General features: G+C 51.8%; 12 protein-coding genes. 9 read left to right on the plus strand and 3 right to left on the minus strand.

Features of this window, described 5'->3' with window-relative positions:
- Positions 1 to 195 precede the first annotated feature (195 nt).
- Positions 196 to 2,211, minus strand: coding sequence for a prolyl oligopeptidase family serine peptidase (locus tag ACTHTK_RS05060; protein ID WP_440378452.1), 2,016 nt, complete (start codon positions 2,209 to 2,211; stop codon positions 196 to 198).
- 102 nt (positions 2,212 to 2,313) lie between these two features.
- Positions 2,314 to 4,371, minus strand: a complete 2,058-nt coding sequence (gene ppk1, locus ACTHTK_RS05065; RefSeq protein WP_440360553.1) for a polyphosphate kinase 1 — start codon at positions 4,369 to 4,371, stop codon at positions 2,314 to 2,316.
- A 206-nt stretch (positions 4,372 to 4,577) separates the two neighbouring features.
- Between ppk1 and fabI the strand changes: the two genes are divergently transcribed.
- Both fabI and mscL read left to right on the plus strand, forming a co-directional pair.
- Positions 4,578 to 5,366 carry an enoyl-ACP reductase FabI gene (gene fabI / locus ACTHTK_RS05070; RefSeq protein WP_003748060.1) on the plus strand — a complete coding sequence of 263 codons (789 nt, stop codon included), beginning with the start codon at positions 4,578 to 4,580 and terminating at the stop codon, positions 5,364 to 5,366.
- Between the two features lie 449 nt (positions 5,367 to 5,815).
- Positions 5,816 to 6,259, plus strand: coding sequence for a large conductance mechanosensitive channel protein MscL (mscL, locus tag ACTHTK_RS05075; RefSeq protein WP_036492108.1), 444 nt, complete (start codon positions 5,816 to 5,818; stop codon positions 6,257 to 6,259).
- A gap of 250 nt (positions 6,260 to 6,509) precedes the next feature.
- Here mscL and ACTHTK_RS05080 read toward each other — a convergent pair whose 3' ends face one another.
- The gene (locus ACTHTK_RS05080) at positions 6,510 to 9,392 is read right to left on the minus strand and encodes an Rne/Rng family ribonuclease (RefSeq protein ID WP_063069102.1); all 2,883 of its coding nucleotides are present in this window, start codon (positions 9,390 to 9,392) and stop codon (positions 6,510 to 6,512) included.
- 515 nt (positions 9,393 to 9,907) lie between these two features.
- Between ACTHTK_RS05080 and ACTHTK_RS05085 the strand changes: the two genes are divergently transcribed.
- The 7 genes from ACTHTK_RS05085 to ACTHTK_RS05115 all read left to right on the plus strand — a co-directional run bounded on the left by ACTHTK_RS05085 (position 9,908) and on the right by ACTHTK_RS05115 (position 15,763).
- Entirely contained in the window at positions 9,908 to 10,894 is a 987-nt protein-coding gene (locus ACTHTK_RS05085) for an RluA family pseudouridine synthase (protein WP_039861877.1), read from the plus strand.
- 10 nt (positions 10,895 to 10,904) lie between these two features.
- On the plus strand, positions 10,905 to 11,555 hold the full coding sequence (locus tag ACTHTK_RS05090; RefSeq protein WP_004519035.1) for an HAD-IA family hydrolase: 651 nt from the start codon (positions 10,905 to 10,907) through the stop codon (positions 11,553 to 11,555).
- A gap of 55 nt (positions 11,556 to 11,610) precedes the next feature.
- The gene (locus tag ACTHTK_RS05095; protein WP_004519036.1) at positions 11,611 to 12,132 is read left to right on the plus strand and encodes a DUF4189 domain-containing protein; all 522 of its coding nucleotides are present in this window, start codon (positions 11,611 to 11,613) and stop codon (positions 12,130 to 12,132) included.
- A gap of 61 nt (positions 12,133 to 12,193) precedes the next feature.
- Complete coding sequence (locus ACTHTK_RS05100) at positions 12,194 to 12,832, plus strand: MBL fold metallo-hydrolase (protein WP_004519037.1); 639 nt, start codon at positions 12,194 to 12,196, stop codon at positions 12,830 to 12,832.
- Between the two features lie 459 nt (positions 12,833 to 13,291).
- Positions 13,292 to 13,807 carry an outer membrane protein assembly factor BamE gene (locus tag ACTHTK_RS05105; protein WP_070587953.1) on the plus strand — a complete coding sequence of 172 codons (516 nt, stop codon included), beginning with the start codon at positions 13,292 to 13,294 and terminating at the stop codon, positions 13,805 to 13,807.
- A gap of 8 nt (positions 13,808 to 13,815) precedes the next feature.
- Positions 13,816 to 14,244: a L,D-transpeptidase gene (locus ACTHTK_RS05110; protein ID WP_107723830.1), complete on the plus strand. Its 429-nt coding sequence runs from the start codon at positions 13,816 to 13,818 to the stop codon at positions 14,242 to 14,244.
- A gap of 301 nt (positions 14,245 to 14,545) precedes the next feature.
- Positions 14,546 to 15,763 carry an MFS transporter gene (locus ACTHTK_RS05115; protein ID WP_107723831.1) on the plus strand — a complete coding sequence of 406 codons (1,218 nt, stop codon included), beginning with the start codon at positions 14,546 to 14,548 and terminating at the stop codon, positions 15,761 to 15,763.
- Positions 15,764 to 15,910: the final 147 nt, after the last annotated feature.

A 15,910-nucleotide genomic window follows, 5' to 3' on the forward strand; every position in this document is an offset into this window, starting at 1 on the left:
GCTGCCATAATTGCGTCTTCCATCAATGATCACTTACAAAGTGTCCATTTTATCGGGATATGTTGAAAGTTAAAAGAAAAGAAGGCCGTCTGAAAAACTTTAATATTCGTTTTTCAGACGGCCTTCTTTTCACTTACCGAAACAAGAGTATTTTGTTTCTCAACTTTACGAAACAGTCAGTCCTGCTGCTTGCTTCTACCCCAAAAACTCTTTCAAAAACAGCAATACGCAGGTAAGTTCGTCGGCGGATTCGCGTTGCGTACCGTTGCCGGTATGGCCGCCGCCGTCAGGCGAGTAGAGCCAAGATTGCGGCGAGGTTTCGCGCAGTTTGGCGTAGAACTTGAGCGCGTGGGCGGGATGGACGCGGTCGTCGCTGAGGCTGGTGGTAATGAGCGCTGGCGGATAATTGATGCCGTCTGAAAGATTGTGATACGGCGACAATTCGCCCAGCCAGCGTTTGCAGACTTCGTATTTTTGCGGATTGCCGTATTCGTCCGTCCAGCTTGAACCGGCGGAGAGCAGCGGATAACGGATCATGTCGGTCAGCGGCACTTCGCACACCAGCGCGCCAATGCTTTGAGGTTCGCGCACGAAGGCGGCGGCGGTAATCAGGCCGCCGTTGCTGCCTCCCTGCAAGCCGATGTGTTTGGGCGAACTGATACCGCGTTCGGACAAATCGCGCACGACGGCAAGCAAATCATCAACGCTTTTATGTTTGCTGATTCCCTGCGCCGCCTGATGCCAACGCGGGCCGAATTCGCCGCCGCCGCGGATGTTCGCCAACACAAAGGCATTGCCCTCTTCCAGCCAATATTTGCCGACGCTACCCAAATAATGCGGCAATTCGGGAATACCGAAACCGCCGTAGGCATAGACTAAGGTCGGCGTGTCGGGCGTGGCGTTTTTGCCGACGTGGAAATAAGGAATGCGCTCGCCGTCGGCTGAAGTCGTCCAAAACTGCTGCACGTTGATGCCGTCTGAATCGAACTGCTGCGGCTGACGGCGCATGACGGTCAGTTCCATCACGTTCAAATCCAATGCAAACAGCGTCAGCGGTGTGGTGAAATCGCTGGCGGCAAGGTAAACCACGTCGCCGCCCCACGGTTGGTCGGTCATTTCCAACGCGCCCGAAGGCAGGCGCGGCAGTTCGACTTCCTGCCATTTGCCGTCGGTAAAACGCCATGCTTTCAGACGGCCTTGTACGTTTTCCAGTAGGCTCGCCACCACAAAACGCTTGGTCGTTTCCACGCTTTCTAATGCCTGCGTTTCATCGGGCGCAAACAAAAGCTGCGCCGCGCCTAATTCGCCGCGGTTTAATTTTACTGCCACCAATGCGCCGCTCGGATAGCTTTGGTTCGCGCGGTTCCAGTCTTTGCGCAGCGTCAGCAAAAGATGTCCAGCCAGATAGCCGACTACGTCGCAATCGTTGGGCAGGTTTAACGGTTTCGCCTCGCCTTCGGCTGAGACCTGCAAATAGGTTTTGGTGTAAAAACCGTCCGATGCTTCAATTAAATCAATGGGCGAACCCTGCGGATCGAGGTAACGCCACGCGTTCACCATCATGCCGTCTTCGGCAATTTGATACACCGGCAGGCTTTCCTCGAAACTTTTGCCGCGATCCACCAGCCATACTTCGCGCGGATAGCCCGATTCGGTCAACTGGCGTTCGTCCCAAGCCGGACAGACCCAAACGCTGTTTTCATCGCGCCACGACACATGGTTTTTGCCTGCCGGAAAGTGAAAACCGCCTTCTACCAACTCCCCTGCTTCCAAATCCACTTCCAGCGTGTACGCCGTATCTCCGCCCGATTTGCTCAGTGTTAACAACGCGCGGTTGGGCTGTTCCACCAAGTGCGACACGCCGCCCAAATACACATCGTCGCCGAGCAATTCATCGAAATCCGCCACTGAAAACAGGATTTTCCACTCGGGATAGCCGGAACGGTACGTCGCCGCGGTACATACGCGGTACACGCCCTTCGGATATTCTGCGTCCTGATGGAAATGGTACATCCGCGCGCGGTGTTCCTGACAAAACGGAATCTGCCGCGTGTCCTGCAACTGCGCCAAAATGCCGTCGGACAATGCGCGCGCTTTGTCGTTTTCTAAAAAACGCGCACGCGTTTCGGCATGGGCCGCGGCGGCAAAATCTTGCGTTTCGGGAGATTCGAGGTTTTCAAAATGGAGATAGGAATCGGGGTAAGATTTCATAGGAAAAGGCCGTCTGAAAGATTGGGAAACGGAATTATAACGGCAAAATCAAAAAAGGCCGTCTGAAACCTGCGTTTCAGACGGCCTGAGACATTATTCAACTCAACGTCCGTATATTTTCCACAAACCTTCCTGCAAACCAAACGCAGGCTCGCCGTCTTGCGGCTGGGTGCGGACGTAGCTGCCGTCAGGCTGCATCAGCCAAGCTTGGGTATTGTCTTCCAAAGCCATTTCCAAACCTTCGCGGATCACGCGTTCTTTGAGTTCGGGCGTGGTAATCGGCGTGGCGACTTCAATGCGGCGGAAGAAGTTGCGACCCATCCAGTCGGCGCTGGAGATAAAGGTATCGTCTGCGCCGTTGTTATGGAAGCAATACACGCGCGAGTGTTCGAGTTGGCGGCCGATAATGGAGCGGACGCGGATATTTTCGGACAAGCCTTTTACACCCGGGCGCAAAGTACACATACCGCGCACAATCAGGTCGATTTGCACGCCTGCCGCGCTGGCCTGATACAGCGCATCAATTACGCTCGGCTCGATGAGGGAATTCATCTTGGCGGTAATCCGCGCCGGTTTGCCTGCTTTGGCGTGTTCGGTTTCCTGCTTGATGCGGTCGATGACCATTTTGTGCAGGGTAAACGGGCTTTGATAGAGCTTGTTCAGACGGCCCGGCTTGCCCAAGCCTGTGATTTCCATAAACAAAGTGTTCACATCGGCAGTGATTTGTTCGTCGGCGGTAATGATGCCGAAGTCGGTGTAAATGCGCGATGTGCCTTGGTGGTAGTTACCGGTACCGAGGTGGGCATAATGCTTGAGCACGCCGTCTTCGCGGCGGATAACCAAAGCCATTTTGGCGTGAACTTTGTAGCCAAATACGCCGTACACGACGTGCGCGCCCGCCTCTTCGAGCTGTTTCGCCCAGTTGACGTTGTTGGCTTCGTCAAAACGTGCCATCAGCTCAACGACGACGGTTACTTGTTTGCCCGCCAGTGCGGCCTTCATCAATGCGCGCACAAGCTCGGAATTGCTGCCGGTACGGTAGATAGTCATTTTGACGGCCAACACATCCGGATCGGCCGCAGCCTCGCGTATCATTTGAACAACCGGATCGAAAGACTGATACGGATGGTGCAGCAAGATCGGCGACTGTTTGACCAGTTTGAATACGGAGCCGTTTTTGCGCAAGGCTTTCAGACGGCCTGCATTGCGTGGCGGAAACTTCAAATCCGGCCTGTCCACCAAATCGGGGACGGCATTGAGGCGCACCAAATTGACCGGCCCTTTGACCTGATACAGCTCGGCAGAAGTCAGCTTGAACTGGGCAAGCAAGAAGTCGTGAATATGCGCCGGACAAGTGTCCGCTACTTCCAAGCGCACGCCGTCGCCGTATTCGCGGTCGTGCAATTCGTTTTGAATCGCGGCACGCAGGTTTTTCAAATCTTCTTCATCAACCGTCAAATCGCTGTCGCGCGTGAGGCGGAACTGATGGCAGTCTTTAACCTTCATGCCGGGAAAGAGTTTGCCGACATGGGCGTGCAAAATCGAAGACAAGAACACAAAGCCTGCATCGCCGCCGCAAATTTCAGACGGCATGGGGACGACGCGCGGCAAAATGCGCGGAGCCTGCACAATCGCCATCCCGGACGGACGGCCGAACGCATCCGTGCCTTCTAGTTCAACGGCAAAGTTGAGCGATTTGTTTAACGGGCGCGGGAATGGGTGTGACGGATCAAGGCCGATGGGGGTGAGAATGGGCAAAAGCTCGTTGTCGAAATAGTTTTCGATCCATTTTTTCTGCGCAGCCGTCCATTTGTGGCGGCGATAGAAATGAATGCCGGCACGGCCGAGTGCAGGCTGTAATACTTTGTTAAACAGATCGTACTGCTCGCGGATCAAGGCCTGCGCCTCTTTCGCCACCGCTTCGATTGTTTCGGCCGCGGTTTTTCCGTTGTCGAGCAGTTGATGCGGACGCAGTTTGTTTTCGCGTTTCAACCACGCCATGCGCACTTCAAAAAATTCGTCCAAATTGGAAGAAACAATGCACAAAAAACGCAAACGCTCCAACAAAGGAACATTCGCATCCTGCGCCTGAGCCAGCACACGACGGTTAAACGCCAACAGGCTAAGTTCTCGGCAGAGAATGCGGTTTTGCTCGGGCATGGTTCACTCCTGAAACATCAGTCATTAACACCATCAAGTATAACGTTTTGCCGACGTTCCGTCAGGTTTCAGACGGCCTCGGCAGACAACCTCATCCCTATTTGAGGCAAGACAAAGGGTTATCCGTTGTTTTCTATGCCGAAACAGCGGTTTTTGCTATAATGCGCAGTTTAATGCAACCGCAATACCACTTAAAGGATAAGAAAATGGGCTTTTTGCAAGGCAAAAAAATTCTGATTACCGGCATGATCTCCGAGCGTTCCATCGCTTACGGCATCGCCAAAGCCTGCCGCGAACAAGGCGCGGAATTGGCATTTACTTATGTTGTCGACAAACTGGAAGAGCGCGTCCGTAAAATGGCGGCCGAACTCGGCTCCGAACTCGTGTTCCGCTGCGACGTTGCCAGCGACGACGAAATCAACCAAGTGTTCGTTGACTTGGGCAAACATTGGGACGGCTTGGACGGCCTCGTCCACTCCATCGGCTTCGCCCCCAAAGAAGCCTTGAGCGGCGACTTCCTCGACAGCATCAGCCGCGAAGCGTTCAACACCGCTCATGAAATCTCCGCATACAGCCTGCCTGCGCTGGCTAAAGCCGCCCGTCCGATGATGCAGGGCCGCAATGCCGCAATCGTCGCCCTGAGCTACTTGGGCGCCGTTCGTGCCATTCCTAACTACAACGTTATGGGCATGGCCAAAGCCAGCCTCGAAGCCGGCATCCGCTTCACTGCCGCCTGCCTGGGCAAAGAAGGCATCCGCTGCAACGGCATCTCCGCAGGCCCGATCAAAACCCTGGCCGCTTCCGGCATCGCCGATTTAAGCAAACTCTTGGGCCACGTCGCTTCCCACAACCCATTGGGTCGCAACGTTACCACTGAAGAAGTCGGTAACACAGCCGCCTTCCTGCTGTCCGACCTCGCTTCCGGCATCACCGGCGAGATTACGTACGTTGACGGCGGTTACAGCATCAACGCACTGAACGACGAAGAGAACTAAACGGTTTACACGCAAAACGCACTTTCATGATGAAAGTGCGTTTTTTATGACTATTACATTATGGCTTGAATAACTGCATAACCAAAAAGGCCGTCTGAAAGTCAAATACGGATACGAAACATTACCTTTACAGGTTTTTAATGATTATGTTTTCAACATTATTATATTATCATTCCACCTTAATCTGAAATTCCGATAGAGCATTGATTCTAAAGATAACATTCATGTTATCTGATACTTAGCCGCTGATAAAAAGTGGTGTAAAAAAGTAACAGAAAAAATTCAGACGGCCTGTTTTTTCATACAGAAGGCATAGAAGCCGGGCATTTTTAGCATGAAATACAAAATTTAACATTAATGAATTTTTCTTAACCGATAAAGCGTTAATATGCCTGCCGTTTTATTGAACTACATCTGATTTTGACTCAAACACATACAGGAGATTAATTATGTCAATCGCTTCAGAATTTAAAGAATTTATTATGCGTGGCAACGTTGTCGACCTCGCAGTCGGTATGGTTGTCGGTACAGCATTCAGCGGCATCGTCAAATCATTGGTTGACGATGTAATCATGCCTCCTATCGGTCTGCTGATCGGCGGCGTTGATTTCTCCAACCTGTTCATCACCCTGAAAGACGGCGCACAAGCCGCTCCTGCAGAAGGTTACGCCAATCTAGCAGCCGCTCAAGCAGCCGGTGCCGTTACCCTGAACATCGGTCTGTTCATCAATACTGTGATCAGCTTCCTGATCGTTGCCGCTGCCATCTTCTGTGTGGTTAAAGCCATCAACTCTGTGAAAAAAACCGAAGCTCCTGCTGAAGAAGCACCGGCAGAGCCTAGCGAAGAAGTTCTGTTGTTGCGCGAAATCCGTGACTCTCTGAACAAAAAATAATCACAATACCCAAACATACACACACAAACCAAGGCCGTCTGAAACCATTTCAGACGGCTTTTCTCATACCAATTTTCATTAAGCCCTTCCTATTGAAAAAAACATGCCCTCCCTTTCTCAGCAAGCTATCCTGCTTTTTCAAGCATGAAGCAACCCTCGTGGCAAACACAAAGCAAATGAGCAGTGCATCTCCTTACCAATAAAAAAGCCCGATGCGTTCAACATCGGGCTTTTAACTGGAAAACCAATCTTAATCTTTGCGTGTTTCCACCAAAATCATTTCGACTGCTACGTCTTCCACTTCTACTTTAGGCACATCCGAACGGCGTGTTTTGGCAACCGGTTCAGGTTGTGGCTGCGCAGCAAAAGCGGCAACGGCTTGCGGATCGGTTTCAACGAAGATCAAATCGCCCAAGCTCTCAGGTACAACGATTGCGACAGGCGCTGCTTCAGCTACGGCTTCAGTTTGTGTGGCAACAGTTCCGGCTGGTGCTTCAACCGGTGCAACAGTAGCCGTTGCATTCGGAGACAATACCGCAGCAATGGCTTCTTTGACATTGCTGACTGCAGAAGCAAGCAGGGCTTGTTCGGCATCAGCGCCTTCAGTTTGCGCTACGGCAGGCTCGTCTTCGCTTTCAATCGCAAATACGAATGGCTCTGCGCTGGTCACTTCAGGCTCGGATACTACAATCACCAGCGGCTCGGCTTGATCGCTTTCAGAAGACAATGTCGCATTTGCAGCTTCAACCGTTTCGTTCAAACCCAAAACATGCGCCACAGCAAAGAGAACTTTGTCGGCGGTATCGGTAATGTTCAGGTATTGCTCGATTTTTGCTGAAGACGGAATATTGCGTTTTTTGCTGTTAGAACGGCGGTCGTTGCGATTGTTGCGCTGACGATTGTTGCGGTCGCGTCCTTGACGGCCGTTGTTTTTCACACCCTCTTCGCTGCGAGCATTGTCGTCCGTTTCAACTCGCGCCTGTTCGCCATCGGCTTGAACGTTCACGTCTTCAACACGGTTTTCCGTAGATTGATGGCGGTTGCGCTCGTTACGGCCGTTGTTGCGGCGGCGTTTATTGCCGTTTTGTTCCGCTTGGTTTTCAGACGGCATCTCAGCCAGTGCGGCCACTTCTTGAACGTTTACGTCTTCAACCGTTTCCTCAACACGGTTACGCTCGTTGTTGCGCTCATCGCGGCGGTTGTTGCGGTTGCGGCTGCGGCGGCTTTCTTTACGCTCGTCGTTGCGGCTTTCGTTTGATTTGCTTTCTTCAAACTTACTGTCGGCGGCTTCGGCACCTACTTCGCGCACTTCGACTTTACTGCCGTCGTGTTTGTTGTTGCGGCGTGGATTTTGACGGCGGCTGTTTGAACGGCGGTTGCTGTTTTGGCTGCGGTTGGTTGTAGTGCGTTTTTCGGCAGGCTCTTGAGCAACTGCGGCAGGCGCAGGCTCGCCGCCGAAAATACGTTTCAACCAGGCTTTGAAGCTGTCCCACCAAGAGGCTTTTTTCTCAGGGGCGACAGTTGGCGCAGGCTGGGTATGGCGCACGCCTTTGACGGCAGGCTCAGGACGGGCTGCTTTGGCTTTTTCGCTGCCGAAAGGTTTGGCAGATTCGTCTTCTTCCGGCTCGGCAACGCGTTTGTAGCTCGGTTCGCCGTCTTCTTCTACGTCATCAATGCGGATGCGGTTGATTTCGTAGTGCGGATTTTCCAAGTGGATGTTTGGAATCAGGACGACGTTCACATCCAAGCGCTCTTCCATCGCAAACAGCTCGGCGCGTTTTTCGTTCAACAGGAAGGTGGCAACATCGACAGGCACTTGTGCGTGTACTTCGCCGGTGTTGTCTTTCATTGCTTCTTCTTGAATGATGCGCAAAACGTGCAGGGCGGTGGATTCGATGCCGCGGATGACGCCTGTACCGGCACAGCGCGGACACGCAACATGGCTGCTTTCTCCCAGAGCCGGTTTCAAACGTTGGCGGCTCAACTCCAAAAGGCCGAAACGCGAAAGTTTGCCCATTTGCACGCGTGCGCGGTCTTTTTTGAGCGCGTCGCGCAGGACGTTTTCAACATCGCGTTGGTGTTTCGGATTTTCCATGTCGATGAAGTCGATGACGACCAAACCGCCCAAGTCGCGCAGGCGCATTTGACGGGCGACCTCTTCGGCGGCTTCCATATTGGTTTTGAACGCGGTGTCTTCAATATCCGAGCCACGTGTGGCACGCGCAGAGTTGACGTCGATGGAAACCAAAGCTTCGGTGTGGTCGATCACAATCGCGCCGCCGGAAGGCAGGCTGACACTGCGTGAGAACGCGCTTTCGATTTGGTGTTCGATTTGGAAACGGGAAAACAGCGGCGTGTGGTCTTGATAGAGTTTCAGACGGCCTACATTGCTCGGCATGACGTAGCTCATGAATTCGGCAACTTGGTCGTAAACTTCTTGATTGTCCACCAAAATCTCGCCGATATCGGGACGGAAATAGTCGCGAATCGCACGAATCAGCAGCGAGCTTTCCATAAAGAGCAGGTAAGGGTCATGGTGTGCTTTGCCTGCTTCTTCAATGGCTTGCCAGAGCTGTTTGAGGTAGTTCAAGTCCCATTCCAACTCTTCCGCGCTGCGGCCGATGCCGGCGGTGCGGGCGATGATGCTCATACCGTTCGGAATGTCGAGTTCGGCCATGGCGGCTTTCAACTCTTGGCGCTCTTCGCCTTCAATACGGCGGGATACGCCGCCGCCGCGCGGGTTGTTCGGCATCAATACCAAATAGCGGCCGGCCAGGCTGATGAAGGTGGTCAGTGCCGCGCCTTTGTTGCCGCGCTCATCTTTTTCGACTTGGACGATAACTTCCATGCCCTCTTTGAGCACGTCCTGAATACGCGCCCTGCCGCCTTCGTAGTCGCGGAAATATGAACGCGATACTTCCTTAAACGGCAAAAAGCCGTGGCGGTCGGTTCCGTAATCGACGAAACACGCTTCCAGCGACGGCTCGATGCGGGTAATGATACCTTTGTAGATATTGCCTTTACGCTGTTCTTTGCCCAGCGTTTCGATGTCCAAGTCCAAAAGGTTTTGGCCATCGACAATGGCAACGCGCAGCTCTTCGGCCTGCGTTGCGTTGAATAACATTCTTTTCATAGTCACCTCGTGAACAGCGGCCGTTTGATTTGTGAATATCTTTTTCAGACGGCCTGTCTGTCCGGTTGGCACTCTTCAAAGGCAAGATGGGAAAATCCCCGTGTAACCAGTATTTGATTTGAAATCCGCAAGGTTGCATGCTTGAACTCAAGCCATGTGCGGACGGATTCGGATAAAGAAGGAAATAAAGAACAATGCGGCGGAAAGGTTGATGGTTCCGCTGCCGTCCGAATGCTGATGCTTCGGACAAAATTAAGGCAGCCTACATCTTCTTATTATCGTAGCGCCGGTAATTTCGGACGGTGCTGCGCGGACTGCGTCTTACGCCCGGCCGGACGGCAGGTTCAATTCAAACTTAATTACGGGATTGCGTTTGCCGGCTTTGAACAAACACAAGGAAATGCTTTGCGGAGTGCGTTTTTAATATAAAATCTCGTTTTAACAATAAATCCGTTTCAGACGGCCTGCGACGGCAGGTTCGAGTCCCGAAACGGACGTTTGGGATTATAGAGAAAATGCACGCAATACGCAAAGATTCAGTCAGCCTGATTGCCGTTGCCGAACACGAGGAAGGCCAACGCCTTGATAACTATCTGATAAAAATCCTCAAAGGCGTCCCGAAAAGCCATATCCACCGCATTATCCGCGCCGGCGAAGTGCGGCTGAACAAAAAACGCTGCAAACCCGACAACCGCATTCAGGCAGGCGATACTATTCGCATTCCGCCGATACGCATCGCAGAAAAACAAAGGCCGGCTGAAAACCAGGCCGCGCCAGCACGCGAGTTTGACATCGTTTACGAAGACGATGCGCTTTTGGTCATCAACAAACCGTCCGGCGTTGCCGTCCACGGCGGCAGCGGCGTGAGCTTCGGCGTCATCGAACAAATCCGCCGCGCCCGTCCCGAAGCGCGTTATCTCGAACTCGTCCACCGCCTCGACAAAGACACCAGCGGCCTTTTGATGATAGCCAAAAAACGCAGCGCCTTGGTGAAACTGCACGAAGCCATCCGCAACGACCATCCGAAAAAAATCTATCTCGCGCTGGGTGTCGGCAGGCTGCCGAACGACCGCTTCCACGTCAAGCTTCCCCTGTTCAAATACACCGGCGCACAAGGTGAAAAAATGGTGCGCGTCAGCGAAGACGGCCAATCCGCCCACACCATCTTCCGCGTGTTAAACCGTTTTTCAGACGGCCTTTTGCACCAAGTCGGCCTGTCCGACCTGACCTTTGTCGAAGCCACCCTGAAAACCGGCCGCACCCACCAAATCCGCGTCCACCTACAATCGCAAGACTGCCCCATTGCCGGCGACGAACGCTACGGCGACTATCAGGCCAACAAACGCCTGCAGAAACTCGGTTTGAAAAGAATGTTCCTGCACGCTTCCGAGCTGCACCTCGCCCATCCGCTGACCGGCGAAAAACTAATCCTGAAAGCCCACCTGCCGCAAGAATTAGCGCAATTTGTTTTAATGCTGGAAAATCAGGAAAAGGCCGTCTGAAAGGAAACCCATGAAACCCAAACTCATTATTTTCGACTGGGACGGCACGCTTGCCGACACCACCAACCCCATCATCCACACCTTTCAACAAAGCTTTGCCGATTGTGGCCTGCCCGTTCCCGAAGCCGACCAAATCCGTCCGCTCATCGGATACAGCCTGTCCGGCATCATCCGCCGCCTTGCCCACAACGTCAGCGAACACGTTCAGGAAACCCTGATTGAGACCTATGCCGCGCACTACCTCAATCCCAACAACCGCAACATGACCCTGTTCACCGAAGCCCTGCCCTGCCTGCAACGCTTGAAACAACAAGGCTATTGGCTTGCAGTAGCGACCGGCAAAGGCCGGAGCGGCTTGGACAAAGCCATTGCACAAACCGACACCCAAGCCTTTTGGCTGGAAACCGCCTGCGCCAGCGAATATCCGTCCAAACCCGCGCCCGACATGGTACTCGCCCTCTGCGACCGACTGGGTGTTGAACCGGAAGAGGCCATCGTCGTCGGCGACACCACCCACGACCTAGAAATGGCCGCCAACGCCAAAATCCGTGCCATCGCAGTCACCACCGGCGCACATACCGCCCAACAGCTTTCCGCCCTGCCCCATGCCGCCATGCTCAACAGCTTGGCCGAATTGCCTGATGTATTGGAAACCTTATAAATGATGGCGTGCATCAAACGACAAAGATTTAGATAACTAACCGATTGGACTTGAAATGAAAAAATTGCTTTTTGTGTTATTAGGGCTGGCAGGCCTTAATGTCTGCGTTGCCAACCCTACTTATGATGCAACCAGAGGTGCGTTGCAAAATGACCCTGGTCTATGCCAATACGGCTACAACTCCAATTGTGGTTCGCCTGGTCAACGTCAACAAAGACGGACTACGGAAATTATCAATATCAAGGTTCCATCAAAATACGGAGCCTGGGCATTTAATCCTAAAACTGGTATTACAGGTGGCGCACTTGATATGAATTCTCGTGAGGAAGCAGAAAGAGAAGCCATTAAAACCTGCGAACAAGGGGGTAGAAATAAACCATGTAAGATAGGTGTTTGGGTACGTAATAGTTGTATCGCCGTTGCACAAGGTAAATTGGGTAAGAAAGTAGAAACTTTCTATGGAATGGAACCTATCCCCGGCCACGCTGAACCATCTGCCTTGAGAAAATGTCAAGCATCTGGAAGCTCTCAATGTACTATTGTTGTTAACGAAGGTTGCTCACTACCTAAATTCTAAATAGACCAAAGGCCGTCTGAAACGTAGACAAACATTAAATAAGCATTTCCTAGGAACACCCATGGCACTCCAATTTGAAATCAACGCCGTTACCCCCTTCCGTCAAAACTGCACGCTGATTTGGGATGACGAAACAAAAGAAGCCGTTTTGACCGATGTCGGCGGCGACGTACCCTATTTATTGCAACAAGTCCAAAACAAAGGCCTCAAGCTGACCGCCATTTGGCTGACTCACGGCCATCTTGACCACGCAGGCGGCGTGGTTGAACTTTTGAAAACCTGCGACGTACCCGTTCTCGGCCCGCACAAAGACGACGAATTCCTGCTCCAAGCCCTTCCGCAAACAACGGCGCAATACGGCTTCCCTGTTTCTCCGTCATTCACGCCGACACGCTGGCTGGAAGAAGGGGAAACGCTCAAGGTCGGCAACCACAGTTTCCAAGTCCTCCACATTCCCGGCCACACCCCCGGCCAAGTCGTTTTTTACAACGCTGAAAACGGTCTTTTAGTCGCAGGTGATGTCTTATTTTATGAGACCGTTGGTCGCACAGATTTTCCGCGCGGCAATCATGATGACCTCATAAACAATATCTGCGCTAAACTATTAACCCTGCCCGAAACCACGCAAGTTATAGCCGGACACGGCCGCATGACCAGCATCGGGCATGAGAAAAGGTACAATCCGTTTCTGGTTCGTTAATATGAATGTTGTATAAAGCCAACATTCTGGCATACGCAAATTATGCGTATAAAGGAAAACTGGCATACAATTTGCAGGGATAATACCCGAAAGATTAAGTACCTAATCTCCGGCAAATGCCAAAAAGAACTAAAGCACAAAGATAACAAGGTATTACGCAATACAACCTGATTTATCGAAAACCGGACATCTCTAAACCCCAAGCCTTACTCGCAGTGAAATTGTTACAAAGTGACAATAAATGTCAGTCAGGCCGTCTGAACGGTTCTGCCGATTCAGGCGGATACAACGGAGATGAGGCGCAATGCCCTGCCGGAATGTGCCGATGTTCTGTTTGTCAAACCGTCGGGTACATCTTTAAGAAGCACAACATTATTTGGGTAAACCGGCAAACTCGCTGCCGGCACTAACAGGCCGTCTGAAAAGTTCGGCCGGTAAAATCAATAAAAGGATTATCAAATGAAAAAAATCGCAAAAGTGGGCTTCGTCCTGCTGGCTACCGGCCTGCTGGCCGCCTGTGCTACTAAGAGCAAAATCACTCCTGAAGGCACTACAGACGAGCCACGCTTCCCTAAACCTTACTCCCTGACCTTCAACAAAGACCGTGGCACATTCCCGACTTTTGACGAGCTGGATCAAATGCGTCCTGGCCTGACCAAAGACGACATCTACAAAATCCTCGGCCGTCCTCACTACGACGAAGGCATGGTTGGCGTGCGTGAATGGGACTACCTGTTCCACTTCTACACCCCAGGCGTAGGTGTTGACCCTGAAAACACTTCCGGCGTTGAAGGCATCACTACTTGCCAATACAAAGTGATCTTCGACAAAGACAAATTTGCACGCAGCTTCTTCTGGAATCCAGTATTCCCTAAAGATGCTGTATGTCCTCCTCCAGCACCTACACCTAAACAAGAGCCTCAAGTGATCATCCGCGAGATCATTAAAGAAGCTCCTCAACGCATCCGTCAATAAGGACAAATTTGAAACGGATCCTATTAGGTATAGCCTTGGCAGCAGGCCTGAACTCTTTGGCCACTGCCGATGCTGTCAGCGACTATATCCAACGCAAAAAAGTTGTGGTCAATACAGCTAAGGCAGAGCTTTGCTTTGCCGATGACGGTCAGTGCCATCCGGTACTGATTGGCAAGACCACTCCGAAAGGCAAATTCAATATGACGCCGATGATGACCAGCAAACCGGGTTACGGTGGCGAAGTTATCGGTTTCAAAGAAGAAAATGACTTTCTGTTTGCGTTACACAGGGTATGGACGCTCAAGCCGCAGGAAAGACGCATGGAACGCATCGCTTCTCCTCATGTGGCCGACCGCATCATAACCAATGGTTGTATCAACGTACAAAATAATGTGTACGAAAAACTGCGTCAGTATTTCATTCTGGAAATCATCTGATGTAAGTCAGTCAAACAAAGGCCGTCTGAAACTTTTCAGACGGCCTTTCTTCTCAAACGAAAATTCAACGGCAATTTGCTTGCTCCGTCAGTACCAAACGAAGAATATTTAACCGCTTCATCCTCAATTCATCCTCAAACCATATCACTTTTTACCATATCCAAAGAACCAACGGTTATTTATGCCGTTTCTAGCCCAATGCTAGAATCGCGCGTTTATATATCGGCTCGCCGAGAAATCAAATAAATAATATAGTGGCAGGAGTAGCTTTTATTCTCTGCCCCTTACACACACAAACATCATGACCGATTCTTCTGCCAAATTACCCAATTTGTGGCTGCTGATTGCCGCTGCCGCCTCAATCCTGCTGATTACCATCGGAATGAGGATGACTTTAGGGCTTTTTGTCCTGCCCGTCGTCAACTCGACCGAATTGAGCATGACCCAGTTCAGCCTGATTATTGCCGTTTTCCAATTGATGTGGGGCATATCGCAACCCTTGTCCGGCGCGTTGGCCGACCGTTTCGGCGCGTTTAAGGTTTTAGCCGGCGGTACGGTTCTGTTGATTGCCGCCTGTCTAATGGTTCCGCAAATGCCGACTTATTGGGGGCTGATGCTGGGTATCGGTTTATTGTTGGCATTCGGTACGGGTTCGGGCGGATTTTCCATCATTATGGGACAGGTCGCCGCCAAAACGCCGCCTCATCGGCGCGGCTTGGCTTCCGGCCTGGTCAATGCAGGCGGGTCCACAGGGCAATTTTTGTTCGCGCCGCTGGTTCAAGGTTTGATTGCCCTCCCCCACGTCGGCTGGACGGGGACATTTTACGTTTGGGCAGTCATTGCCATCTTGATTTTGCCGATTTCTTGGTGGCTGGCCGGCGGCAAACATGCTTCTCATACCGTCCATACCGACGACGGCGGCCAAACCCTGAAGCAGGCCGTCTGCAAGGCTTTCGCCAACCGCAGCTATATCTTGCTGCATTTGGGTTTCTTTACCTGCGGTTTCCACATCGCCTTTTTGGTTACCCACCTACCGACCGAAATTTCACTTTGCGGCCTCCCCGCTACGGTCGCTTCGACCTCCATTGCCATTATTGGTTTGGCAAACATCGCCGGCTGTATTTTTTCAGGCTGGTGTACCGGCAGATTTTTGGGCAAATACGTCCTCTTCGGTTTATATGCTTCGCGTGTCGCCATGATATTGATTTATCTGGCCGCACCTAAAACCGATTTGAACTTCTATCTTTTCGCCGCCGGACTCGGTTTCACTTGGTTGGCAACCGTCGCCCCCACCGCCGCCATTACCGGCAAACTTTTCGGTACGCGCTACTTGGCCACCCTCTTCGGGTTGACCATGTTGAGCCACCAAATCGGCGGCTTTTTGGGTTCATACATCGGCGGCATCGTTATCACGCGCTTCAACGATTACGGCTGGATGTGGTACGCCGACGCAGTCTTGGCAGGCGCGGCCGCCCTGTTGAATTTACTGATTCATGAACGGAAAGAGGCTGCCGTCTGACACGGAAACTTTGACATTTCAAGGCCATCTGAACGTGTTATCGATACCTTCAGACGGCCCATTGTTTAAAAACGAATAACATGATAACCTTTTAATAACGGATGAAATAATTCGTCCGATATTTCTACAAAGCAAAAAGGACTCTAT

The sequence above is a fragment of the Neisseria sp. P0006.S009 genome, from assembly GCF_051962915.1.
GTDB classification, from domain to species: domain Bacteria; phylum Pseudomonadota; class Gammaproteobacteria; order Burkholderiales; family Neisseriaceae; genus Neisseria; species Neisseria subflava_E.

Coding starts and splice junctions, on each gene's coding strand:
- ACTHTK_RS05060 (WP_440378452.1), bottom strand. CDS start 2,211: ATGAAATCTTACCCCGATTCCTATCTCCATTTTGAAAACCTCGAATCT.
- ppk1 (WP_440360553.1), bottom strand. CDS start 4,371: ATGCCCGAGCAAAACCGCATTCTCTGCCGAGAACTTAGCCTGTTGGCG.
- fabI (WP_003748060.1), top strand. CDS start 4,578: ATGGGCTTTTTGCAAGGCAAAAAAATTCTGATTACCGGCATGATCTCC.
- mscL (WP_036492108.1), top strand. CDS start 5,816: ATGTCAATCGCTTCAGAATTTAAAGAATTTATTATGCGTGGCAACGTT.
- ACTHTK_RS05080 (WP_063069102.1), bottom strand. CDS start 9,392: ATGAAAAGAATGTTATTCAACGCAACGCAGGCCGAAGAGCTGCGCGTT.
- ACTHTK_RS05085 (WP_039861877.1), top strand. CDS start 9,908: ATGCACGCAATACGCAAAGATTCAGTCAGCCTGATTGCCGTTGCCGAA.
- ACTHTK_RS05090 (WP_004519035.1), top strand. CDS start 10,905: ATGAAACCCAAACTCATTATTTTCGACTGGGACGGCACGCTTGCCGAC.
- ACTHTK_RS05095 (WP_004519036.1), top strand. CDS start 11,611: ATGAAAAAATTGCTTTTTGTGTTATTAGGGCTGGCAGGCCTTAATGTC.
- ACTHTK_RS05100 (WP_004519037.1), top strand. CDS start 12,194: ATGGCACTCCAATTTGAAATCAACGCCGTTACCCCCTTCCGTCAAAAC.
- ACTHTK_RS05105 (WP_070587953.1), top strand. CDS start 13,292: ATGAAAAAAATCGCAAAAGTGGGCTTCGTCCTGCTGGCTACCGGCCTG.
- ACTHTK_RS05115 (WP_107723831.1), top strand. CDS start 14,546: ATGACCGATTCTTCTGCCAAATTACCCAATTTGTGGCTGCTGATTGCC.